The sequence below is a fragment of the Paenibacillus sp. NPDC058177 genome (genome assembly GCF_042883835.1).
Taxonomy (GTDB): domain Bacteria; phylum Bacillota; class Bacilli; order Paenibacillales; family Paenibacillaceae; genus Paenibacillus_AQ; species Paenibacillus_AQ agri.
On the sequence record NZ_JBHVVB010000002.1, the window covers coordinates 620,046 to 641,820 of the forward strand.

The 21,775-nt window shown below is 50.5% G+C and carries 14 protein-coding genes; 6 read left to right on the forward strand and 8 right to left on the reverse strand.

Features of this window, described 5'->3' with window-relative positions; all coding sequences use genetic code 11:
- Window positions 1-39: 39 nt before the first annotated feature.
- The 3 genes from ACFVU8_RS12805 to ACFVU8_RS12815 all read right to left on the reverse strand — a co-directional run bounded on the left by ACFVU8_RS12805 (window position 40) and on the right by ACFVU8_RS12815 (window position 3,942).
- Window positions 40-924 carry a carbohydrate ABC transporter permease gene (locus tag ACFVU8_RS12805; protein WP_379194803.1) on the reverse strand — a complete coding sequence of 295 codons (885 nt, stop codon included), beginning with the start codon at window positions 922-924 and terminating at the stop codon, window positions 40-42.
- 86 nt (window positions 925-1,010) lie between these two features.
- Window positions 1,011-1,937 (reverse strand): ABC transporter permease, encoded by a 927-nt coding sequence (locus ACFVU8_RS12810; protein ID WP_066364530.1) that lies wholly within the window; start codon window positions 1,935-1,937, stop codon window positions 1,011-1,013.
- A 196-nt stretch (window positions 1,938-2,133) separates the two neighbouring features.
- On the reverse strand, window positions 2,134-3,942 hold the full coding sequence (locus ACFVU8_RS12815) for a cache domain-containing sensor histidine kinase (RefSeq protein WP_387427690.1): 1,809 nt from the start codon (window positions 3,940-3,942) through the stop codon (window positions 2,134-2,136).
- 133 nt (window positions 3,943-4,075) lie between these two features.
- On the opposite strand from ACFVU8_RS12815, the gene ACFVU8_RS12820 reads away from it, so the two are divergent.
- Window positions 4,076-6,808, forward strand: coding sequence for an alpha-mannosidase (locus tag ACFVU8_RS12820; protein ID WP_387427691.1), 2,733 nt, complete (start codon window positions 4,076-4,078; stop codon window positions 6,806-6,808).
- 97 nt (window positions 6,809-6,905) lie between these two features.
- Here the strand turns inward: ACFVU8_RS12820 and ACFVU8_RS12825 are convergent, their stop codons facing one another.
- Both ACFVU8_RS12825 and ACFVU8_RS12830 read right to left on the reverse strand, forming a co-directional pair.
- Complete coding sequence (locus tag ACFVU8_RS12825) at window positions 6,906-8,534, reverse strand: response regulator (protein WP_379465913.1); 1,629 nt, start codon at window positions 8,532-8,534, stop codon at window positions 6,906-6,908.
- 649 nt (window positions 8,535-9,183) lie between these two features.
- Window positions 9,184-9,951, reverse strand: a complete 768-nt coding sequence (locus ACFVU8_RS12830; RefSeq protein ID WP_379465914.1) for an HAD-IIB family hydrolase — start codon at window positions 9,949-9,951, stop codon at window positions 9,184-9,186.
- Window positions 9,952-10,195: 244 nt separating this feature from the next.
- On the opposite strand from ACFVU8_RS12830, the gene ACFVU8_RS12835 reads away from it, so the two are divergent.
- Window positions 10,196-10,960: an ABC transporter ATP-binding protein gene (locus ACFVU8_RS12835; protein WP_379465915.1), complete on the forward strand. Its 765-nt coding sequence runs from the start codon at window positions 10,196-10,198 to the stop codon at window positions 10,958-10,960.
- A 63-nt stretch (window positions 10,961-11,023) separates the two neighbouring features.
- Here the strand turns inward: ACFVU8_RS12835 and ACFVU8_RS12840 are convergent, their stop codons facing one another.
- Window positions 11,024-11,938, reverse strand: a complete 915-nt coding sequence (locus tag ACFVU8_RS12840) for a LysR family transcriptional regulator (protein ID WP_387427693.1) — start codon at window positions 11,936-11,938, stop codon at window positions 11,024-11,026.
- 120 nt (window positions 11,939-12,058) lie between these two features.
- Here ACFVU8_RS12840 and ACFVU8_RS12845 point away from each other — a divergent pair, with 120 nt between their 5' ends.
- The 4 genes from ACFVU8_RS12845 (at window position 12,059) to ACFVU8_RS12860 (ending at window position 16,803) form a co-directional block, all read left to right on the forward strand.
- Window positions 12,059-13,099, forward strand: a complete 1,041-nt coding sequence (locus ACFVU8_RS12845; RefSeq protein ID WP_387427694.1) for an aliphatic sulfonate ABC transporter substrate-binding protein — start codon at window positions 12,059-12,061, stop codon at window positions 13,097-13,099.
- 18 nt (window positions 13,100-13,117) lie between these two features.
- The gene (locus ACFVU8_RS12850) at window positions 13,118-14,104 is read left to right on the forward strand and encodes an Ldh family oxidoreductase (RefSeq protein WP_387427695.1); all 987 of its coding nucleotides are present in this window, start codon (window positions 13,118-13,120) and stop codon (window positions 14,102-14,104) included.
- The gene (locus ACFVU8_RS12855) at window positions 14,101-14,874 is read left to right on the forward strand and encodes an ABC transporter permease (RefSeq protein ID WP_387427697.1); all 774 of its coding nucleotides are present in this window, start codon (window positions 14,101-14,103) and stop codon (window positions 14,872-14,874) included. The genes ACFVU8_RS12850 and ACFVU8_RS12855 overlap by 4 nt, the downstream gene beginning before the upstream one ends.
- A gap of 234 nt (window positions 14,875-15,108) precedes the next feature.
- Complete coding sequence (locus ACFVU8_RS12860) at window positions 15,109-16,803, forward strand: CocE/NonD family hydrolase (RefSeq protein ID WP_387427698.1); 1,695 nt, start codon at window positions 15,109-15,111, stop codon at window positions 16,801-16,803.
- Between the two features lie 105 nt (window positions 16,804-16,908).
- Here ACFVU8_RS12860 and ACFVU8_RS12865 read toward each other — a convergent pair whose 3' ends face one another.
- Together ACFVU8_RS12865 and ACFVU8_RS12870 are read right to left on the reverse strand one after the other, a co-directional pair.
- Complete coding sequence (locus tag ACFVU8_RS12865; RefSeq protein ID WP_387427700.1) at window positions 16,909-19,251, reverse strand: glycoside hydrolase family 95 protein; 2,343 nt, start codon at window positions 19,249-19,251, stop codon at window positions 16,909-16,911.
- 107 nt (window positions 19,252-19,358) lie between these two features.
- On the reverse strand, window positions 19,359-21,674 hold the full coding sequence (locus tag ACFVU8_RS12870; protein WP_379465922.1) for an AraC family transcriptional regulator: 2,316 nt from the start codon (window positions 21,672-21,674) through the stop codon (window positions 19,359-19,361).
- Window positions 21,675-21,775 lie beyond the last annotated feature (101 nt).

Sequence of the window (21,775 nt, forward strand, 5' to 3'; positions counted from 1 at the left end):
TGAAATGTAATTTATACTATACGACCGTGGTCGGCATAGTTAACCTTTTACAGCCCCAACCATGAGGCCTTTGACAAAGTAACGCTGCAAGAACGGATAGAGGAAAATGATCGGTCCAATCGTGATGACAGTGAGCGCCATCTTGATCGACTCGGAAGGAATCTGGGTCGAGATCCGCTGCATCGCCGCCGCATTACTGGAGCTCTTCAAGAACTCGACATTAGAGATCAGCGTACGCAACAACAGCTGTAATGGCTGAAGCTCTTGCTTATCTACAAACATCAGACCGAGGAACCAGTCGTTCCAATAGCCCAGGGCTACGAACAAACCAACAGTAGCTAGCACGGGCAAGGCCAGCGGCATGATCAGGCGGGCGTAGATACGGAATTCACCAGCACCGTCCATTTTAGCCGATTCGTGCAAATCTTCAGGTATGGAAAGCATAAAGTTTCTGATGAGGAACATGTTGAAGGCATTAGCCAGAGACGGCAGAATAAGTGCCCAAATCGTATCTTTCAAGTGCAGGTATCTGACGATAATAATATACCAAGGCACGAGTCCCCCGCTGAAGAGCATGGTAATAATGACGAAGATCGAAAGAATATTCCGGTATTTAAAGGAACGGCGGGCCATAACATAGGCGCCCATACTCGTCAGGAACAGAGATAGTACGGTACCGACGATTGTAACAAATGTGCTGACCCCGTAAGCCTGGAAAATACGATTGGAGCCAAGTAGCAGGATCCGGTAGGAGTCAAAAGTAATCGTCTTCGGCCAAAGAGAATAACCATACTGCATGATATCCTTCTCTGTACTCAGGGAGCCTGAGATTACCATCAGGAACGGGAACAGGCAGGCCAGACTGAACAGGCCGATGACCAGAGCAATAAGAAACTGGCTGAGGGAAAATTTTCGTGCTGACATCGTGTGGGATGACCTCCTAAAAGTATGATGTGCCTGGTATCCGAAGTGCCTCCATTAGATTAGCTAGCACCTCGGACACACAGCCTTTAGAATATCGCTGAGTCTTTGTCAATTTTGCGTGCCGCATAGTTGCTGCCAAGCACCAGGAAGAAGGCGACAAAGGACTGAAGGAAGCCCGCAGCGGAAGCCATCCCGATGTCACCGGATTTACGCAAGCTCCGGTAGACGAAGGTGTCAATAACATCCGTGGTCGGGAAGAGCAGTGAAGCATCCCCTACCATGGCATAGAACATGCCGAAGTCCGCATTCATGATTCTTCCTACCGCCAGAAGGGTCAGGATGATGATCGTTGGCCGCAGCATCGGAATACTGATATAACGAATCTGCTGCCATCTGGAAGCTCCGTCAATTGAAGCGGCTTCATAATAAGAATTGTCAACAGAGGTTAAGGCCGCCAGATAAACTATCGTGCCGTAACCGGTTATTTTCCAGCGTGCTGCAATGGTCAGAATGGCTGGCCACAGCTCGGCCCGGCTATAGAAGTCTATCGGCTGCAGATGCAGGTATTCCAGAAAGCGGTTGACTGCACCGTTCTCAAAGTTCAGCAGGTTGTAAGCAAATACGCCTACGACGATCCAGGAAATGAAGAAGGGTAGAAAGGTCAACGACTGGGTAATCCGTTTGAAATACTTGTTACGCATCTCATTCAGCAATAGAGCAAATCCTACTTCAAACACTAACCCTATAGCAATGAAGAGCGCATTGAGCAGAATCGTGTTGCGGATAGCCCGAAAGGCTACCGGTGAAGAGAATACATAATCAAAATTGCTGAGCAGCGGGTTCATCCATTCACTACCAAAAATCCCTTTGGAGAAATCGAAATTTTTGAAAGCGATGACAAGACCCGCCAGCGGCAAATAGTTAAAAAGCAAGAATAGTACCCCGACGGGGAGGAACATGAGCAGCAAGGTGCGATTCTTGTACAGTTCCTTGAACACTCCGTTTAGTTTCATATCGACTTCCCTTTCGCTGTTTGGATGACTTAATTGTAAAAGAGAGCGATACACACTTCTATGAGTCATTCTTGCACTTTGTAGTTTCCTTTTGTCCTGATGACCCTATTACAGGTCATGATCCCCCAAACAGGAAGTAGCGGATCTCCCTGACGAGGAGACCCGCTACTATGCTTGCTTTTACAATTCTAACAGTCTATCGGCTGTCGTCCGGTCTAGGTAATTCCACCTCTATCTTCTTGGGATGGCGCAGCAGTATGCGGGTACCGCCTTGTGGGCCGGTCTCAATCTGCAGCTTGTAGTCAGAACCGAAGTATAGCTTCAGACGATCATTTACATTGCGGAGTCCTACCCCCCGGCGTGTGGCTGTATACATTTCCTCAGCAGGTACTTCATGCTCCAGTTCCTCTATAATTTGCTGCGGAATGCCTTTACCGTTATCGGTAATCTCAATGATCATATCCTGCCCTTCGCTGCGCGCGGACACAATGATCTTGCCTTTCTCAAAATCACTCCGTACGCTGTGCTGAATCGCGTTCTCCACCAGAGGCTGCAGCAGCAGCCGCAGGAATGGCGAATCGAGCAGCTCTTCATCAATAGAATACAGAATGCGAATAACGCTGCCCATCCGGGCCTGCTCAATCAGCACGTAGGCCTTGACCTGCTCGATTTCACGCCGCAGAGTCGTAATTTCCTTGCCCTGATTCAGACTCAGCCGAAGCAGATTACCGAGTGCAGATACCATTTCACTAATATCGCTACGTCCATGGTTCTCCGCCTTCCAGCGAATGGATTCCAGCGTATTATAGAGGAAATGCGGATTGATCTGGTGGCTTAGCACCTGGAATTCCAATGCTTTCTTCTTCCGCTCTGAACGCCACGCATCCTGAATCAACACATCAATCCGCTGAACCAGACTGCCAACCCCGCGGTACAGCCAGCCCACCTCGTCCTTCCGGGGCGAGTTCAGTATAATATTATGAAAATTCCCGTCCTCCATTCTCCGCATCAACCGCACCAGACGAGCAATGGGCTGGGTAAAATACACCGTAATATAGAAAACAACGGCAATGCAGCAGATTAAATAAATGATCAGAAAAATAATCAACAGCCGGTTAATCTCATCATTCGTCCCGGTTAGCTCCTTGAGCAGCGTCAGGCTGACAATGGCCCAGGGCTCACTACTCAGTCCGACATAGGTTGCAAGATAGGTGTTGCCGTCGATCTTGATGGTCTGTGAGCCTTCCGGACTTTGTTGTAGATGTTCTATGAACGATTCTGAAGGAAAAGCTGTCCCTGCCCACTCATTCGCAGTTGAATCATAGTAAATGGTGCCGTTCTTATTCATAAGAAGCAGCTTCTGATTCTTCAATTGCTCTGTGGGTGAAAAATAACGCTTCAGATGATCTTCCGAGACTTCCGTGACAACCACACCGCGGGGCTTCCGGTCGTAAAGACCCGAGAAGCGTTTGATATAGGCGAGTAAGGGCCGTCCATATTTGCCTTGCTCCGGCAAGAACTGCTTCCAGATCGGCCCCACACTCTCCTGAGGTCTCTGGAACCAGTCCTCTTCAGAAACAAGATCAGCCGATTCTCCCAGCGTATTCATATAAGAAGGGTACAGGGCTGGATTCATCGGATACACTCTGACCCGGAAAGCATCGATCTGCGGGGTCGCCTGATAGAGTAGTGTCAGCAGGTTTACTGTGAACGCCTCTTCTTCAGCGGTATTGGCTGGCGGGTCGACCAACAGATCCTGCAGGCGTTTATTGCCGATAAGCGTATTGACCTGATCATTGAGTTTATTGAGATAGATTTCAAAATTTTTACGGGCCTGCTGGAGATAGCTTAGTGAAATCTTAGTATTAGTGTTAGTAATACCCTCAATGGATTTAATATGTGCATAGTAAGCAAAGATAAGGAACGGCATTATAATGATCAAAAAAAACACCAGAATAATCCGGTTCCGAAACGATGCTCCGAGCCGCAGAGAAAAACGATTCACTGCTTCAGCCCTCCCTTCCTTGCATGTCGATAACAATCCCCGCAATAGTTTGCGATCCACTCATTGTGACAGCGGATACATTGATTATAATTATGCTGTAGCGTCCATCATCTTATGGAAAAGAGGAATCGCATTGACAGCACCCAGCAAAACGGTTGTACATGTCATCTCCCACACTCACTGGGACAGGGAATGGTATATGCCCTATGAAGCCCATCACGTCAAACTCATCGAAACGATAGATACCCTGATTGAAACGTTCGAGTCTGATCCTGAATTCAAGAGTTTCTACCTTGATGGACAAACCATCGTGGTAGAGGATTATTTGCAGGTCTATCCCGAGAAGCGCGAAATTATCCAGCGCCTGTGCGATGAAGGCAAGCTGTCCCTCGGTCCATGGTATATCCTTCAGGATGAATTCCTGACGAGCGGCGAAGCCAATGTCCGTAATCTGCAAATCGGCCACCGTGACGCCAGCACGTTCGGTCCGATCTCGAAGCTCGGCTATTTCCCGGATTCCTTCGGCAACATGGGCCAGGCTGCGCAAATCCTGCAGCAGGCCGGTATCAGCACATCCGTGTTCGGCAGAGGTGTGAAAGCCACTGGCTTCAACAACCGTGTAGAAGAGGCTTCCGGCCTGGAATCTCCATACTCCGAGCTGATCTGGCAATCTCCCGACGGCTCCAGTGTTCTCGGTATCCTGTTCGCCAACTGGTACAACAACGGTATGGAAATTCCGGTTGACCCCGAGGCGGCCAAGGCTTACTGGGATATTCGTCTGGAGCGTGCCCGGCAGTATGCCTCCACCCGGCATCTGCTGCTGATGAATGGCTGTGATCATCAACCCATCCAGACCGACCTGTCCGAAGCCCTACGTGTTGCGCGCGAACTCTATCCCGACTGCGAATTCATCCATTCGAATTTTGATGATTACGTGAAGGCCCTGAAGGAAGAGCTTCCGCAAGATCTGACCCTCACTACCGGCGAGCTGCGCGGGCAGCATACTGACGGCTGGTATTCGCTAGTGAATACAGCATCAGCGCGCGTATATATCAAGCAGCTCAATCAACAGAATCAGACGCTTCTGGAAAAAACGGCAGAGCCGCTGGCTGCCCTGGCACATGGGCTGGGCAAAGCCTATCCGCATGGTCTGCTGCAATATGCCTGGAAGACCCTGATGCAGAACCATCCGCATGACAGCATTTGCGGCTGCAGCGTGGACGAAGTGTATCATGAGATGAAGACCCGGTTCGCGAAGAGCATGGAAGTCGGCTCATCCCTCACCACCGAGAGTGCCAAATTCATCAGTTCCAAGGTGGATACATCTGTATTCGCATCATACGGAGACCAGGCCGTCCCGTTCGTGGTCTATAATACAAGCGGCTACGCGACCAGCGGTGCAGTGACCGTTGAAGTGGAATGGTCCCGTCGTTTCTTCAACCAAAGTGAAGATCCTGTAGCTGTCTTCAACGAGGTCGCCGGCCGTACGCATGGCGAAGGTTATCTGGTTGATGCGGCAGGTCTAAGAATTGATGTCACCGCCGAAGATCTGGGCGTACGCTTCGGCTACGAGCTGCCCGGCGACAAGTTCAGACAGCCTTACATGGCCCGGGCTCTGCGCCTGACCTTTGAGGCGACGAATCTTCCTGCATTGGGTCTGGCCTCCTACGCGTGGATTCCAAGCAAGGATGCCCAAGTGGAACAGGAGCCGCAGGATATCTATCTGGTCACCGGTGACTTGACTATGGAGAACGAGCATCTCCGGGTCAGTCTGGAACAAGACGGCAGCTTCTCTCTGCTGGATAAAACCAGTGGCCAGTTGTATAGCGGCCTTGGCATCTATGAGGATGTCGGCGACATCGGGAACGAATATATTTTCAAGCAACCTATAGGCGATACAGCTATCACAAGCCGTGGTGTACAGGCCGAGATTACGTTGACCGAGGATACGCCTTACCGTGCTACATTTGAAATCCGCCACACGCTGGAGATTCCGGCTTCGGCTAATGAGTTACTGCAACAGGAAGTAGAGACGATGTTAGAGTTCAGGCAGCGCCAAGCGATCCGATCACTGCAGCTTGTCCCGCTTCATATCGTCACCCGCATCAGCCTGGAGCGTAGCAGTCATGCTCTGCAGGTGCATACCACTATCGACAATCAATCGAAGGATCACCGCCTGCGGGTCCTGTTGCCATCCGGCGTCCAGTCGGCTGTGCATTATGCCGACTCTGTCTTTGAAGTAGCTGAACGCCAGACCGTACCCGCACCAGAGTGGGAGAACCCGAGCAACTGTCAGCATATGCAATCGTTCGTCGATGTGCATGGAGACGGCAGAGGCTTGACTGCGGCCGGTAAGGGCTTGAACGAATACGAAGTTCTGCGTGATGCCGAAGGCACGATTGCCGTTACACTGCTTCGCAGTGTCGGAGAGCTGGGCGACTGGGGCGTCTTCCATACCCCTGATGCCCAGTGCCTTGGAGCAAATGAAGCAGAGTGGAGCATTATTCCGCACCGTGGCGGGGACACTCGCTTCGATGCTTATCGTGAAGCCTATCGTTTCGCCGTTCCGCTCATCACAGCCCAAACGGACATTCATGAAGGCGAACTGCCGCCCGTACACAACTTCCTCACTTGGGAAGGAAAAGGGCTTGCCTTCTCCAACCTGAAGCTCAGCGAAGGCAGCGGTGACCTGATGGCCCGCTGGTACAACCTCGCGGATACGCCGTCCGAACTGAGCCTCCAAACTAGCGGGGATACCGTGCTCTATGCCAGCAATATCATGGAACAGCATACCTCGGACGTGCTGGAAGAATCGCTCCCAGTGAGCAAAGCAGGCATTGTGACTATCGGAATCTCATCCCGATAACCTTTTTCTCCCGTCCTAAATGATTCATATGGTCTACCTTTGAATTAGTTTGCATCAACTTCGAGGCTGTCGATTAGAGAAATCGACAGCCTCGAAATCATTCCTCAGCCATCCCCAGCTGTCTTCTAAACTCCTTCGGTGTGCAGCCTACCTGCTTCTTGAACAGCTTCGAGAAATGCACCGGGTCTTTATATCCAACTTGATAGGAAATCTGATAGATTTTAAATTTCACATCGTACAGCATTTCCTTGGCTTTTTTGACACGAATCTCCGTCAGATATTCGAGAAATGTCTTATGCAGTTCCTTCTTAAAAAGCTTGCTAAGCCACACCGGTGTTACGTGAACAGCAGAAGCAACGCTCTGCAGTGTGAGGCTTTCGGCATAATCACGGTGCAATATTTTCTCCGCCTCGCTGACGATCTGGCTTGGCGTCTCCGAGAGCTTGCGGAAATCGGCAGCAATCTCATGCAAGAACGCTTCAGTCTGCACACGCAGGGCTTGTAGTGTATCGTACTGCTCCAGCAGCTCCCAGACCGCAATCGGATTACTCCTCCAGTTCTTAAGAACCGTCCCCTCGGCCCCTCTGCGGAACACTTCGAACAGCCACTCAAAAATTTTCTGCTGAATATCCCTCAGCTGTGTAAGCTGCCAGGAATGGACCATCTCGATGAAGCTGTCCATCGCCCTTGAAATATCGGCATCCGTCCCGTAGCGGACCAGATCAAGCATTTCTTCTGGCTCCTGAAGAGACAGGTCCTCATTTTCACCATCATAAAAAAGCCCCTGCTCTGTAAACAGCCGGTTGCCGCCATAGACCGCCTTCTGCTCCATTACACTCAATGCCTCAGTGTACATGTGATAAAGATTCCGGGTGTTACCCGGCTTGGTCAGCATCCCCGCACTGGCTGTGATTTTGACAAATTCATTGATTCTCTGGATCAACAGTTGTGCCATACCCTGGGCAAATTCCGTCTGCTCCAGCTGCGAGCTGCCGAGTACAACGATCCAGCGGTTGTGGTTATCCTTATAAAGAGCGGACGGATGCGGATATTCCTCCTCCAGCGTCTGATGAACGACATTTCCGATCCCGAACAAGATCAGTTCCTTCTCATGCGGATTCCGGTTCTCAATCGCCTTGAGATTATCGGCCTCGATGACTATCAAGAACATGGGCTCACTCAGCATCCATTCGAGCTCCAGCGTCTGCAGGCGGTGGCATCTGCGCATCTCCAGATTAGGATCGTAGACATGCTCGATCATTTCCTTCAGCAGTTCCTCCCGCATTTTGGGAATGGCGAAGACGGCCTGGTTCCGTAGCATCTGGCGGTTGCGTTGATCCATCCTTCTGCGGTTGATCGTCTCGACCGATTTATCCACCATTTTTCCCAGTTCATCCAGGTTGATCGGCTTTAAGATGTAATCGCATACACCTGACTGCATGGCTTGCTTCACCAGTTCAAAATCATCATATCCGCTGACAATAATCTTCTCCGGTTTATAATCCTCCACAGGGGACAGAGCGCTCAGAAACTCTAGACCCGACATGCGGTTCATTTTGATATCCGTAATGATCAGATCCGGTCTGGCCTCAAGCGCCGTGTGCAAGGCAACATCCCCGTCCTCCGCCACCAGAATCTCCGTAATATTGTAGTCCTCCCAAAGAAAGCGGTTACGCAAACCTTCACGAATCTCATATTCATCATCCACTATAAGTACGCTAAGCATCTGTTCACCTTCCCGATTCGCTTTTTTATACCTCTGTTTCCTGTGGCAACATTATGCTTTAGTTTCATACTACCTGACAGCGGTTTGGAATGCACGGGGGTAATCCTGAACTTTTATGGGTGGATATTAAATTGCACGGATAATCTCTTTCAAAAAAAGTTTAGTCATTTGTTACCAAGTGACTCTCAAGCTCACCGTTCTCGTTAAAATGGAGTCGTAACAAACGATCATCTACGCCAAATCCTGCTCTACCCAAATAATAAACATACTGGAGGGATGGTTCATCCAATCTTTGTTCGGGCTCTCCAAGTAAGTCGATAATCTCGGGCTCCGTTTTCCCTTGTAGTTCGTGCTCATTTATCAGACTATACACCATGCTATTTCTGTTCTCTGGTTGCTTTAACCAAGTTTCTTTATTAAACTGATTACTGCATGAACACATAATTAATAGGACTAAAAGTGAGAGAAATATCTTCTTCATCGGACCCATCCTTTCAATCTCAGATCATACTGTGAATATCAAATATCAACAATATAATTTAACATAGCCTATTAAAAAATAAAACGGCATTGTCCTGAGGGACTTTTGCCGTTCATTTTTATACTCAAATACGCTGTACTTCATATCCAAAATTTATGTACCCGCTGATCAAGAACGGACTGATGACACCGATAAAGCCTTGAGCTTATTAACAATGGCGCCCTCGCAGTCGCCTCCCAGTGAAACCGATTCCGAAGCATAGGGAGCAAGCTCCTCATGATGTCCGATCATAACGGCATGCCGGGCCTGCTGGAACATGGAAATATCATTGGCATCATTGCCAAAAGCAATAAATTCCTGCTCCTGTACCCCAAGCCGTTGTAATGCATTCCATTTATGGATGTTTTGCGGGCTGATATCTATGACATTTTCATTGCGGTGCCTGTGAATGACCACACCAAGATCTTTCAGGGATTCCGCCAGCCCTTCCATATCGTCAGCAGTCAGAATCAGAATCTTGACGATGGATTTCAGTGAACCTACAGGAAGGCGCTGGGCCAGCTTGGAGGGGTCCACATTATTCAGAATGGGATGGTCGTACGGGCCGGTGTAAGCATAATCCCAATCACTGTCGATCAGATAAGTAGCCTGATATTCTTCAATCAGCCTAAGAATCTCCTGCACATCCTCTTGAGTAAAAGCTTCGGCATGCTGAACCTGACCTTCCTTGGACACTAACGACCCGTTGCCGCCAATAAGCGCAAAGGAATGAAAGCGTTCATGCAGAACAGGCAGCATATCACGAATCGGACGAGCTGAGGCAAATATCACTTCATGCCCTTCATGTGTCAATTCTTCCAGACAAGCCAGGATAGTTTCAGATACCGGTTGGCCTTTAAAGCAAATGGTACCATCCAAATCAAAGACGAATTTCACTTTATTTCCCTCCAAAACAGATAAATTCATGTAATTTATTACATCAATCCTACCGCTATTTTCAGAGAAAATAAAGGATAGATTGGGGCATCTTTCAGGGGAGTGATGGAGATGTTGCCCCCCTTTGTCTGCCAGCTTGTCAGGCCGATTCAGGAGAGTAATTCAAAAAGGGACGTGATTGACAATTCAAATCAATTACAGTACCTTTAGTCAAAAAAAGAACACACCCGAGGTGAAACCACAGATGGCTACAGTTAATTTGCAGCATGTGTCTAAAGTATTTACATCCCAGAAGGAGAAGGTTCAGGCTCTGGAGAACGTCAACCTTTCCCTGGAGCCCCATGAATTTGTAGCCATTATCGGACCCAGCGGCTGCGGCAAAAGCACCCTGCTGAAGATCGTTGCCGGCCTGGATACCGGGTATGAAGGATCTGTCGAGCTGGATGGCAAGCCTGTTACAGGACCGAGCATTCAGAAAGGCGTTATTTTTCAAGAGCACCGTTTATTTCCTTGGCTGACTGTCGAAAAGAATATTGCCGCTGATCTATCCCTGAAAGACCCTGAGGTCAGAAAAGCTGTCGATGAAATGATTCAGCTGGTCAAGCTTGGCGGATTCGAGAAATCTTTTCCCAAGCAATTATCCGGCGGTATGTCCCAACGCGTAGCCATTGCCCGGGCATTGATCCGGAATCCGAAGGTTCTGCTGCTGGACGAGCCCTTCGGTGCTCTTGACGCTTTCACGCGCAACCATATGCAGGAAGCACTGCTGGATATCTGGCGCAGTAACCGGACCACTATGCTGCTCGTGACCCATGATATTGACGAGGCCATTTTCCTTGCCGACCGGATTGTAGTCATGCAGTCCAAGCCGGGCCGAGTGAAAGAGATTATCCCCATTAACCTGCAGCATCCCCGTTCCCGCGTCTCCGGGCCATTTCTGGAGTACCGTAAACGGGTACTGGAAGCCCTGAGTGACTCTCAGCAGACAGAACCTGCATACAGCATCTAGCAAGAACATCTTAATTTCTCTAATTCTAGTTCACGTCTCGCCCATACCGGGTGAGGCGTTTTTTTATAATCCCAAGCGCTCGATCTCCTGCTGCAGATGCCGGAGCAGCTCCTGATGGGCGATAGAGAAATGCTGCCGCTTCGAGCGGGCATAGCCCAGCTGGATTACCTCCTGGTCCAGTTCCTTCGCTTCCAGCGGAATCGCTACAATATCCCCGCTCAGAATCAGCGGATCGTTCATAATATTGAACTCCATGAAGATGCTGATCACATCCCCTTCGGCAATCGTCCGCTTCAGTACCTCCTGATTGGTCGACGTGAACAGAACCTGCACAGGGCCGTATTTCAGCATGAGCTTTTTCATAAAAAGCCGGGAGAAGCTGCCGTTCACGCTGACAAAAGTCTGGTCCAGAATATCCTCTATTCCCAGCTTGCTTTTTGAAGCCATTACAGATTTTCTGCCCACACAGACAATCAGCCTCGTCTCTACCATCGTTGTCAGCCATAAATCTTTAATATGCTGGCTGTGCTCGGCATGAAAGTAGATCAGTCCCATATCGGTGATGTCCTGGCGTATATCCTCTAGAATCTCTACCGAATCCTTCTCGGTAATCTCCAGCTTGACGTAAGGGTTGCTCGCTTTGAATGACATGATGGCTTTGGGCAGAATCGCGATAAAGTTGGGGCTGACAGAGAGGCGGATATCGCCATGGATCTGCTCTTTTTGGCCAGAAACCTCGTCCTCAAACTCCTGAACCTTCAGCAGAATTTCACTAGCCTTGGCAATCAGTATCTTTCCCCGCTCGGTAGGCAGCGTCCCGTGCCGCGTTCTGCGGAACAGCTCGAACCCCACCTCTTTTTCCAGCTTCATGATGGCTTTACTGATACCAGCCTGCGAGATATGCATGGTCTCCGCTGTAGCAGAAATCGATCCTGTCTTCGCTACATTTACAATATATTCTATTTGTTCAATATTCACTTGAAATTCGCCTCGTTCCCATAACCATTGGTTATATAAACATCATTCAAAGTTATTTTACTTGTTTAATCGGATATAGTAAAGTGATCTTTAACTTAGACAAAGGGGACTCGTACTATCATGAAAAAAAATACATTCGCAATTCTATTGGTTGCCATAAGCATGCTGCTGGTGCTCGCTGCCTGCGGTAAAGACAATAATTCCGGCAGCAACACCACCGCCTCCGGAAACAATAAAGGGGGAGCCTCCGCTTCAGAAGTCACTGTCAATATCGGCGTCCAGCACGCCGTTGCTCCGCTGGTTCTGGCTCAGCAGCAGAAATGGTTCGAAGAAGAATTCGCCAAGCATAACGCCAAGGTAAGCTGGGTGGAAGTACCAGGTGGACCGGCGCAATTCGATGCGATTCTTACGGATCGCCTGGATCTCGCGGTAACCGGTAATACGACCGTTATCACTGGACAAATATCCGATATTCCTTTCAAAGAGATTGCCATTGGCAGCACAGGCTCCAAAAATGTTGGACTGTTGCTACCCAAAAACAGTACGATTACCGACCTCAGCGAACTAAAAGGCAAGAAAATCGCTGTAGCCAAGGCAACAGCAGCGTATGACATTCTGTTCAGATTACTGGACAAAGCTGGCCTGACCGCAAATGATGTGGAGCTTATCCAGCTCAGTGCAGATGAAGCCAAGGCAGCGTTCGTCGGAGGATCTGTAGATGCATGGGCCATCGGCGAGCCTTACCTGTCGACAGCAGTTGTAGATGAAGGCGCCAAGGTCTTGGCAGACGGCTCTTCCATTAACTACATCAGTCCTGCATTCCATATTGTCCGTACCAAGTTTGCCGATGAACATCCGGATCTCGTAGTTGCTTATCTCAAGGTACTGGAAAAAACACTGCAGTGGCAGACCGATCACCTGGATGAAGCGGTAAAAATCTACGCTGAGGGCACTAAGCTGAATCCCGAGGTTGTTAAATCCGTCATCTCCAATGTCCAGTTCGCGACTGTCCCGGTCTCTGATGATTTTGTCAAAGCTCAAGGAGAGCTGGCAGCATTCCTGTTAAAAGAAAAAGCAGTAAATAAGTCCGTTGACCCTTCCAAGGTCGTGGATAACACCTTCATCAATCAAGCGCTGGAAGAACTGAAGAACGATAAATAACCGTTAGGAGAGACAGCTATGAGCACAATCACCATCCCTATTCAAGAACTCAAAGACATGGGTAAAAAAGTCCTGCTGAAATACGGCGCTACCGAGCACGAAGCAGAGATTATCGCCAGTGATTATCTGGATGCCGATTTGAGGGGCCGCTCGTCGCACGGTTTTACCTTCTTTAAGCAAGCGGTCGGCTCTCTCGAAGGCAGAGGAAAATATGAAGCCGCTCCGATGGAAGGCTCCTATCTGCATGTAGCCGGAAATTACGATCTGGGCCATATCGTGGCCCGGGAATCGATTGATCTCGCCCTTCCGGCACTCGCCGAGCGCAAAGTGATCACCATCGGCCTCACTGATGTCTCCCGTTTCAACTGCCCGGGCATTATTGCCCGGTACGGAGCGGAACGCGGCGCAATTACGCTGATCTCCGCTTATGGCGGAATGAGCGTGATGGCACCACCCGGAGGCAAAGGCGCTGCTGTGAACAACACCCCGCTAGCGATTGCCATTCCACACACAGATCCGTTGTTTGTACTCGACATGGCTGTGTCGGAACGGGCTTGGGGCCATCTCAGCATTGCCAAATTCAAAGGGGAAACTATCCCTGAGCATTGGGGCGTGGATGAAGAAGGCCAGCCGACTGAGAATCCTGCGGATGTCAAATGGCTCTCCCCGCTTGGCGGCTACAAAGGCTTCGGCCTGGCGCTCGCATTGGAAATTCTCAGTGGAGCTCTTGTCAACGTGCCTATCGGGGCGAAAGGACTCAAGAAGAATCGCGGAGCTTTCATCCAATTGATCGATCCTACCATTTTCGGTCATACTGTGGAATCCTTCACCGCGCAGGTCACTGGCTTCCTTGGCGAATTGGCAGATATTCCGCTGGCAGAAGGCCATGACGGTCCAATTACCTATCCTGGACAAGCTTCGGAACAGCGCTATCAAGAAGCACTGGCCTCCGGTGTCATTACGCTGTACCATTCTGCTATTGATTACCTGCGTAACGAGCTATGAAAACACAGAAATCTTATGTGAAATATGTATACGGCAGCCTGCTCCCTCTACTTATTGTGGTGGTGTGGCAGTTGATCGGGGAGCTTCATCTGCTGCCTCCCCAGCTGCTTCCCACACCGCTCAAGATCGGCAGAAGCTTCATTGATCTGCTCTCAAGCGGTGTGTTGCTGTCCAATATCGGGATCAGCATTTATCGTGCCCTGATCGGATTTCTGATCGGCGGCGGGCTGGGCATCGTATTCGGATTATTAGTTGGCTTCTATAAAAAAACGGAATGGACGCTGGACCCGACGCTACAGATGATCCGTACGGTTCCGCATTTGGCCATTATGCCGCTGTTCATCCTGTGGTTCGGCTTCGGGGAGTTCTCGAAGGTGCTGCTGATCGCGATGGGTGCCTTTTTCCCCATCTACCTCAATACCTACATGGGCATTCGCAGTGTGGATTCCAAGCTGTTCGAGGTGTCCCGCATTCTGGAGTTCAGCCGTTTCAAGCAGATTACCCGGCTCATTCTGCCGGCTGCCATGCCCAATCTGCTGCTTGGCATCCGCTTGTCTCTCGGCACGGCCTGGTTAAGTCTAATCGTTGCCGAGCTAATGGGGGCTAACGCAGGTGTAGGTTATATGATCTCGGATGCCCGCCAGTTTGCCCAAACCGAGGTTGTTTTCGTCGGCATCGTTATCTTCGCCGGGGTCGGTAAGCTGACTGACTCCCTTGTGCGCAAGCTTGAGACTCGCCTGCTGCGCTGGCGGGATAATTACAACGGCTGACCGTCTTACAATTCTTACATTTGCACGTACAGGGAAGAAACCAAACAGGCGTAGCCTCTCGCTCCTATGCGAGAGGCTACGCCTGTTTATATATAGTAAAAGTCCGCTGCGGAATGATGTCATGACGATGCCTCTTTGCCCAATATCATCTCTATGGCTTGCATGATAGAATTCAAATATAGCATTCCTATTTGAAAACAACAGATCACCATCTTTTATCGGGAGGCATCTAACATGTCAGAAAAGCAAGCTCCTGAATTCCCTGCTCCGCATCACGAGGCGGGAGAACGTCAGGACCTATGGGTGACGATGAGTGACGGGGTGCAATTAATGACCCACGTATGGTTAAGTAAGGGCGAACAGCCCGCGCCAGTGATAGTTGTGCGCAATCCTTATATAGGCAGAGAATTCCGGCCAGACCCCGAAGTCGTGCTGCTCTCTGCTTATGGATACAATGTCATCATCCAGGAGTGCAGAGGACGCGGCTCTTCCGAAGGGCGCTGGGTGCCGTTTGTGCATGAGAAGCAAGACGGCCTCGACACGCTGGATTGGATCATCGCCCAGCATTGGTGTAACGGGAATATAGGCTTATACGGCGGTTCCTATCTAGGATTTAACCATTGGGTGCTCGCAGACAGCCTGCCGCCCGAGGTCAAGACGCTATATATTTCCGTGATCGGTACTGAACAGCAACGCTTCATCTATATGGACGGGATGTTCCGTCCGGATATCTATACCAGTTGGACGGTTACCAACGCCGACACCAATCTTGGAGGCCGCAGTCCCCGGGAGCTGGAAAAGCAGGCGCGCGAATTCCGTCCTCCCCTGGAGATGGATGTGACTCTGCTCGGTAAACAGCTGGATTGGTATCGTGATTTCCTGTTGAACCCTGGAGGCGGAGAGAAGCTATGGCAGGAGGGCTTCTGGCGGGAGTTCCAGCATATTCCTTCCCGTCTTACCATTCCGGTCTGTATGGTCGGAGGATGGTTCGATATTGCGCTGGAAAGCATGATGCTGAGCTACGAGCAGATTCCACCGGAGATCCGGGACCGCAGCCGTTTTATCATCGGTCCTTGGGTGCATTCGCTAGCGCCGCACGGCGACCGTGATTTTCCGGGTGGAACCGTTAATGGTGGCAATGGCGGCTTCCGTGAGGTATTGGGATGGTTTGATTACATACTCAAGCAGGCGGCGTACGAAGAGGAGCTCGGCACAGTCAAGACCTATGTAATCGGCGTGGATGGCTGGAAAAATTGGACGTCCTGGCCGCCGCTGGTGCAGAAGCGAACCTGTCATTTAGGGCAGCACAACACCCTTAGCGATATGCCCGAAGCGGATGAGCACCAATTAACCTACACTTACGATCCGCTTGATCCAGTGATTACTATAGGTGGAAGCGGTCTCTTATCCACCTTTGAACCCGGGCCCGGCCAGCCCCGCACCGCTTGTGCACTACAGCCGGAACCGGGCTATCGCCAGGATGTCCTGAGCTTTCTCTCTGCACCGCTGGAGGAGGAACTGTACCTCGCAGGCTCCATCGAAGCGGTGCTGCAGGTCAAGTCAACTGCTGAAGATACTTCGTTCACGGTCAAAGTGAGCGAGGTTCTGCCGGACGGCAGAGCCTACAATATCGCTGACGGGATAACTTCATTGGCGTACCGGAACGGTTCACCAGAGGCACTGTCTTATTCTCCCGGCTCAATCGAAGAGATAACGTTCCAGTTATGGCCGATCACCTGGACACTGAGACCAGGCTCACGGATCAGGGTCGATATTTCCTCTTCCAACTTCCCGGCTTACCATGTTCATCCTAACCAGGCCGGCAGCTGGTCCACGATACAGGAGACAGTGACTGCCGAGCAGACGATTTGCTGGGGTGGAAGTCACAACGCTTATATCCAGCTTCCGGTATGGAAACCGCAATCTTAACCGTCTAAATGTGCAGATCAAAAGCGGCCCTGATCAAACGTAGTGAACGTTTGATCAGGGCCGCCTGTTTTAGTGAGCTTTGAACGCATTGATGTTCTACAAATGCTAATGTCTTGGAAGAACCATGTAGCTTGAGTCTGCCGTTACAGCCCAGCTCACGGAGCCGTTTTCGTTCCGCGTAACGGCTGCCGGTTGTCCCTTGCAGGTAATTTCCACATCGCTATCACCAGGTACACGTAGCACACATTCCCCGTCGCTGTGGGCATGAATGATAGCCTGGTTCAGTTGTCCCTGACTCCAGATCATATCTACGACATAACCGCCCCTGACCCGTAGTCCCCGTACCTCGCCTTCATCCCATGCCTGCGGAAGTGCCGGAAGCAGATGCAATTCTCCGGCATGGCTTTGCAGAAGCATCTCGGAAATTCCGGCTGCTCCGCCAAAATTCCCATCAATTTGGAAAGGCGGATGATTGTCAAGCAGGTTTGGCAGCGTGGAATGAGCCAGCAGCGCCTGGACATTCTCCCACGCCTTCTCTCCATCCGCAAGTCTAGCCCAGAGATTAATGATCCAGGCCCGGCTCCAGCCGGTGTGGCCTCCGCCGTGCGCCAGCCGCCGCTCCAGCGTCACCCGCGCCGCTTTCATCCATTCCGGCGTTTCCCTGGCGGAGAAACGGGTACCAGGATGCAGCGCGAACAGATGTGAAATATGCCTGTGGCCCGGCTCAGCCTCTTCATAATCCTCCAGCCACTCCTTCAGCTGTCCATGCTTGCCGATCTCTGGCTGCGGCAGTCTTTCACGCAGCGTATGCAGCCGCTTAGCAAAAGCAGCATCCACCCCCAGAAGATCCGCTGCCTCAATGCAGGCGCTGAACAGCTCATGCAGAATCTGGCTGTCCATCGATGGACCTGCGCAGAGGATCCCCGCAGTACCATCGGGCAGCAGATATGTATTCTCTGGAGAGACCGAAGGCACGGTAACCATACGTCCGTCCGGCAGCTCCATCAAATAGTCTTCGAAGAACTCCGCTGCCTCTTTAAGTATGGGATATGCGCGCCCCAGAAAGGCTGCATCTCTGCCGAATTGGTAATGCTCCCACAAATGCAGGCTCAGCCAGGCCGCACCCATTGTCCAGTAGGTAGCTGGAATATAGTGATCCTGCGGCGCCGTATCGCCCCACAAATCCGTATTATGATGAGCTACAAAACCTTTGCAACCATACATGTCCCGGGCCGTTATCCTGCCCGGCTCGCGCATGCGCTCAATCATCTCGAATAGAGGTTCATGGCAATCTGCCAGATTGCCTGATTCTGCAATCCAGTAATTCATCTGGGTGTTGATATTAATCGTATATTTGCTGTCCCAAGGAGGCAGAAACTGATCATTCCAGATCCCCTGCAGCGTGGCCGGCAAGGAGCCGGGTCTGCTGGAAGCTGCAAGAAGGTAACGTCCGAATTGATAATAAAGCGCGATCAGGCTGAGGTCCTCTTCACCACTGCGGATACGTTCCAGACGGACATCCGTTGGCAGGTTATCCCCTTGCAATTGGCCCACTTCCGCCGCTGCGCCTAGCCGGATCGATACCCGCCCCATCACAGACTCCATATCCAGGGTATGCCGCTCCTTCAGTGCAGCATATTCCATTTTCCCCGCCGTTTCCGCGGCCTTCAAAGCTTGCAGCTCCGGCTGGGAATAGCGGTAGGAGGTTGCCGCTGTCAGGTACAGAGTCACAGTGTCAGCCTGCTCAACGACAACGTGTTCTCCAATGATGGCAGCCTTGCCGCCACCCTCGGCTTTCACACGCACTACGGTGCGAAAATCCACACCACCTGCGCCGCCCTCATTCCCCCGCATAAGCAGCGTATGATCATCGGCTTGGACAAGCTCGTCATAGTAGCGATTGTTGCTCCCCCGCTTCAGCCGGGCTTTGAAGCTCACGGCTCCTGGAGCATTGGCCGTGATGCGCACAACCATCACCTGATCAGGATGACTGACGAAGATCTCCCGTTCATAACCTACACCATCCACTTCGTAATGGACGCTGGCAATTCCATCAGCCAGATTCAAGTGACGTGAATAATTCGCAATTTCTCTGCCATGCTCAAACACCAGCGCCAGTTCTCCAAGTGGAACATAATGGCGCTGGCTTTCCGGAACACCCGACAGGGCCAGGACAGCCAGTTCCTGTGCTTTTCCTGCTTCGCCCCGCAGAAGCAGCCCCCGGACTTCCGCCAGCTTTGCCTTGGCATCCGGATTGTTGCGATTCCGCGGGCCACCGTACCACAGGCTGTCTTCATTCAACGCGATCCTCTCTTCCAGCGGATCACCATAGATCATCGCGCCAAGCCTACCATTACCTACAGGTATGGCGGTCTCCCATCTGTCACTCGGAGAGGTAAACCATAACCTCAGTTCGACGTTCCCTTTCTCTTGTGAAGCTGAACTCATATGAATCATTCTCCTCTCGAATTTCCGGTTGCTGTTGTACCCGGATTTCTTCCTTATAAATCGCTGCTAGCGGTTGAAACCTTGCGACAGTCTGTGCTTTCGCGGTGCTAACCTTCCTGCGGAAAGCCATCAGGCGAATTATCCTGCAGCGACAGCTCTCGATATGCTGAAGGCGTCAGGCCCACTTGCTTCTTGAAGGCGGAATAAAAGTGACTGCTGTTGGTGTATCCGCACAGTTCAGCCACATCGCTCACCCGGTATTCATCGCTGCGCAGCAATTCCTTGGCCTTGTCTATTCGCACCTTGCGGATGTACTCGCTGGAATTGATTCCTGTGACTTCTTTGAAAATCTTAGATAAATAATTAGGCGTATAGCCGGCCCGCTCGGCCAGAACCTCAACACTCAAATTATTGTCGTGATAGTTCTGCTGGATGTAGTGCATAATCTCTTCGACCTTGCGGTAGAACTTGTTCTCCTTCAACTGCTTGATACTGTCCAAGCTGCTGCTGTAATGGTCGAATTGTCTAAGCAGCCATTCCATGGCCTGCTCCAGCGTTTCCATCTCGGTAAAGATCAGATTCAGTTCCCCATATAGCACACCAAGTCGTTTGTTCTCGTCGTTAATAGTCTGGTTCATCTGGGTGATGCAGACCAGAAAGAGATGGAAAAGCGCCTGAATAGCGTCAGAGTACACGAACCCTTTTAGCACATAAGCTGCACCACCCAAACTCTCCTGGAATCCAGCTCTGTCGTTCGTAGAAATACAAGAAATCAGCTTCTTCTCCATCTCCGCCGGAAGTCCATAACTGCGGGTAAGTGTCTCATCAACCTCTGCCTGATGAATGATCCGGCCAGAGCCTAGCACAAACCGTTGCTGAAGCATCTCCAGACCCTGTGCATAGGCTAGCGCACAATTCCGGTCCTGACGTACATCGCTAAGCCCGACACTAACCGTGATCCCATGCGACGCAATGAACCTCTGAATACTCTCCAATAACTCCAGCAGATCCTCGAAGTCCTCTGTTCCTTCCTCACTCTCGTTAATTAGAACAGCTATCTCTCCCTTGGGCATCCTTACAGCCTCATAAGCGTAATCATTTTGAAGACGTTGACTGATACTCTCGAACAGCAGCGATTCGAACAGGGCCGCCTCCTTCCCATCTAACTGTGAATAGGCATCGATCCTGAACAGACACAGACGGAACCGGTCCAAACAAACCACAAGTCTGTAATCGCCTGTATGAGTCTCTTCTCGTTCATCAGATCCCCCATCGGTCAGCAGGCTGCGCAAATAACTCTCTTTCACAATCCGCTGATTGCTCCGATTCTCGTTTTCCAGTGAACGCATATGCAGCAGTGTTTCTGTATACACCGATTGAATAAAAGAGATATCTCCGGTATGTCCGCCCTCCACATGGAACGGGGAGCGTTTGAACAATTCCGTCAACTTCTCCACCGGAATGTAGAGCCTCTTAGAAATCAAAAAAATAGCAGCGAGACACATCAGGAGCACACTTAAACAGACAGCGAGAAAACCATTGCGTTTATCCTGAATTGGCTTGACCAGCGTGGAATAGGGTGCCTTGCTCAAAATATACCAGCCGGTGGTTTGATTCTGTACAAAAGCGACAAGCGATCGGGATGCTCCTTCCTTATCGGAGAGGTTGCCCTTGGGCGCAGATTGTTGCAATACGGTGGCAAAAGCAGATGTGTCCTTGATGTCCCCGCCAATTCTCTCCGGGTCCGTATGTGCGAGCAGCGTTCCCTGAGCGTCGGCAATCAGCAGTTCATTGCCTGAGTTTGCGAGGTAATCGTGAATAAACAAATTCTCGTCTATATTAATAATTACCGTTTGCTGCTCACCACTGATGCTAAGGTTCGTATATTCGATACTGATGGTGTAATCTTTCTTATTGGTCAAAAAGTCTTGTTTGTTCCCCGTAGGAACCAGCCGGGTTAAATAGATGGTCCGCTTGTTGCCCACACTTTTGCGGTAATTCGACCCCTGCCTTAAAAAGCCTGCGGCATCGAAGCCAAGCTCTCCCTCACAAATGAATTCTTTAATCGCTGAGTTGTAAACAAAAATGGAATGGATGTAGGGGTTAATTTGGCGGATATTACGGATCTGGATGCGGGCCTGGTTGCTGGTCAAGGCATCACTGCTGCTTAACGCCAGGAAATAATTGATGTTGTCATTGATCTCCAAATTCAGAAAGATCTGATCCATCTCCCGGAAGAGATTATCGATATTTCCGCTTAAAGTTTCGAGGCCCTTGATTTGTTCTCGTGATAGCTGATTAAAGAGCGTCTTGGAGTAGAGGTTGGAAAAAACAAGGGTCATCGTCACGACAAGAACCATCGTCAATGCCATGAAGGATAACAGCATCCGGACAAATAAAGAATCCCGCCTGAGCTTTGCCACCGACAGCCCGCCTCTCTCTTTAAGCGCTTTCAATTATTGGATTCAGTATAGACGAAAAGGATCGCGAATGGCAATGATATCGCCACCCGCGATGATGATTT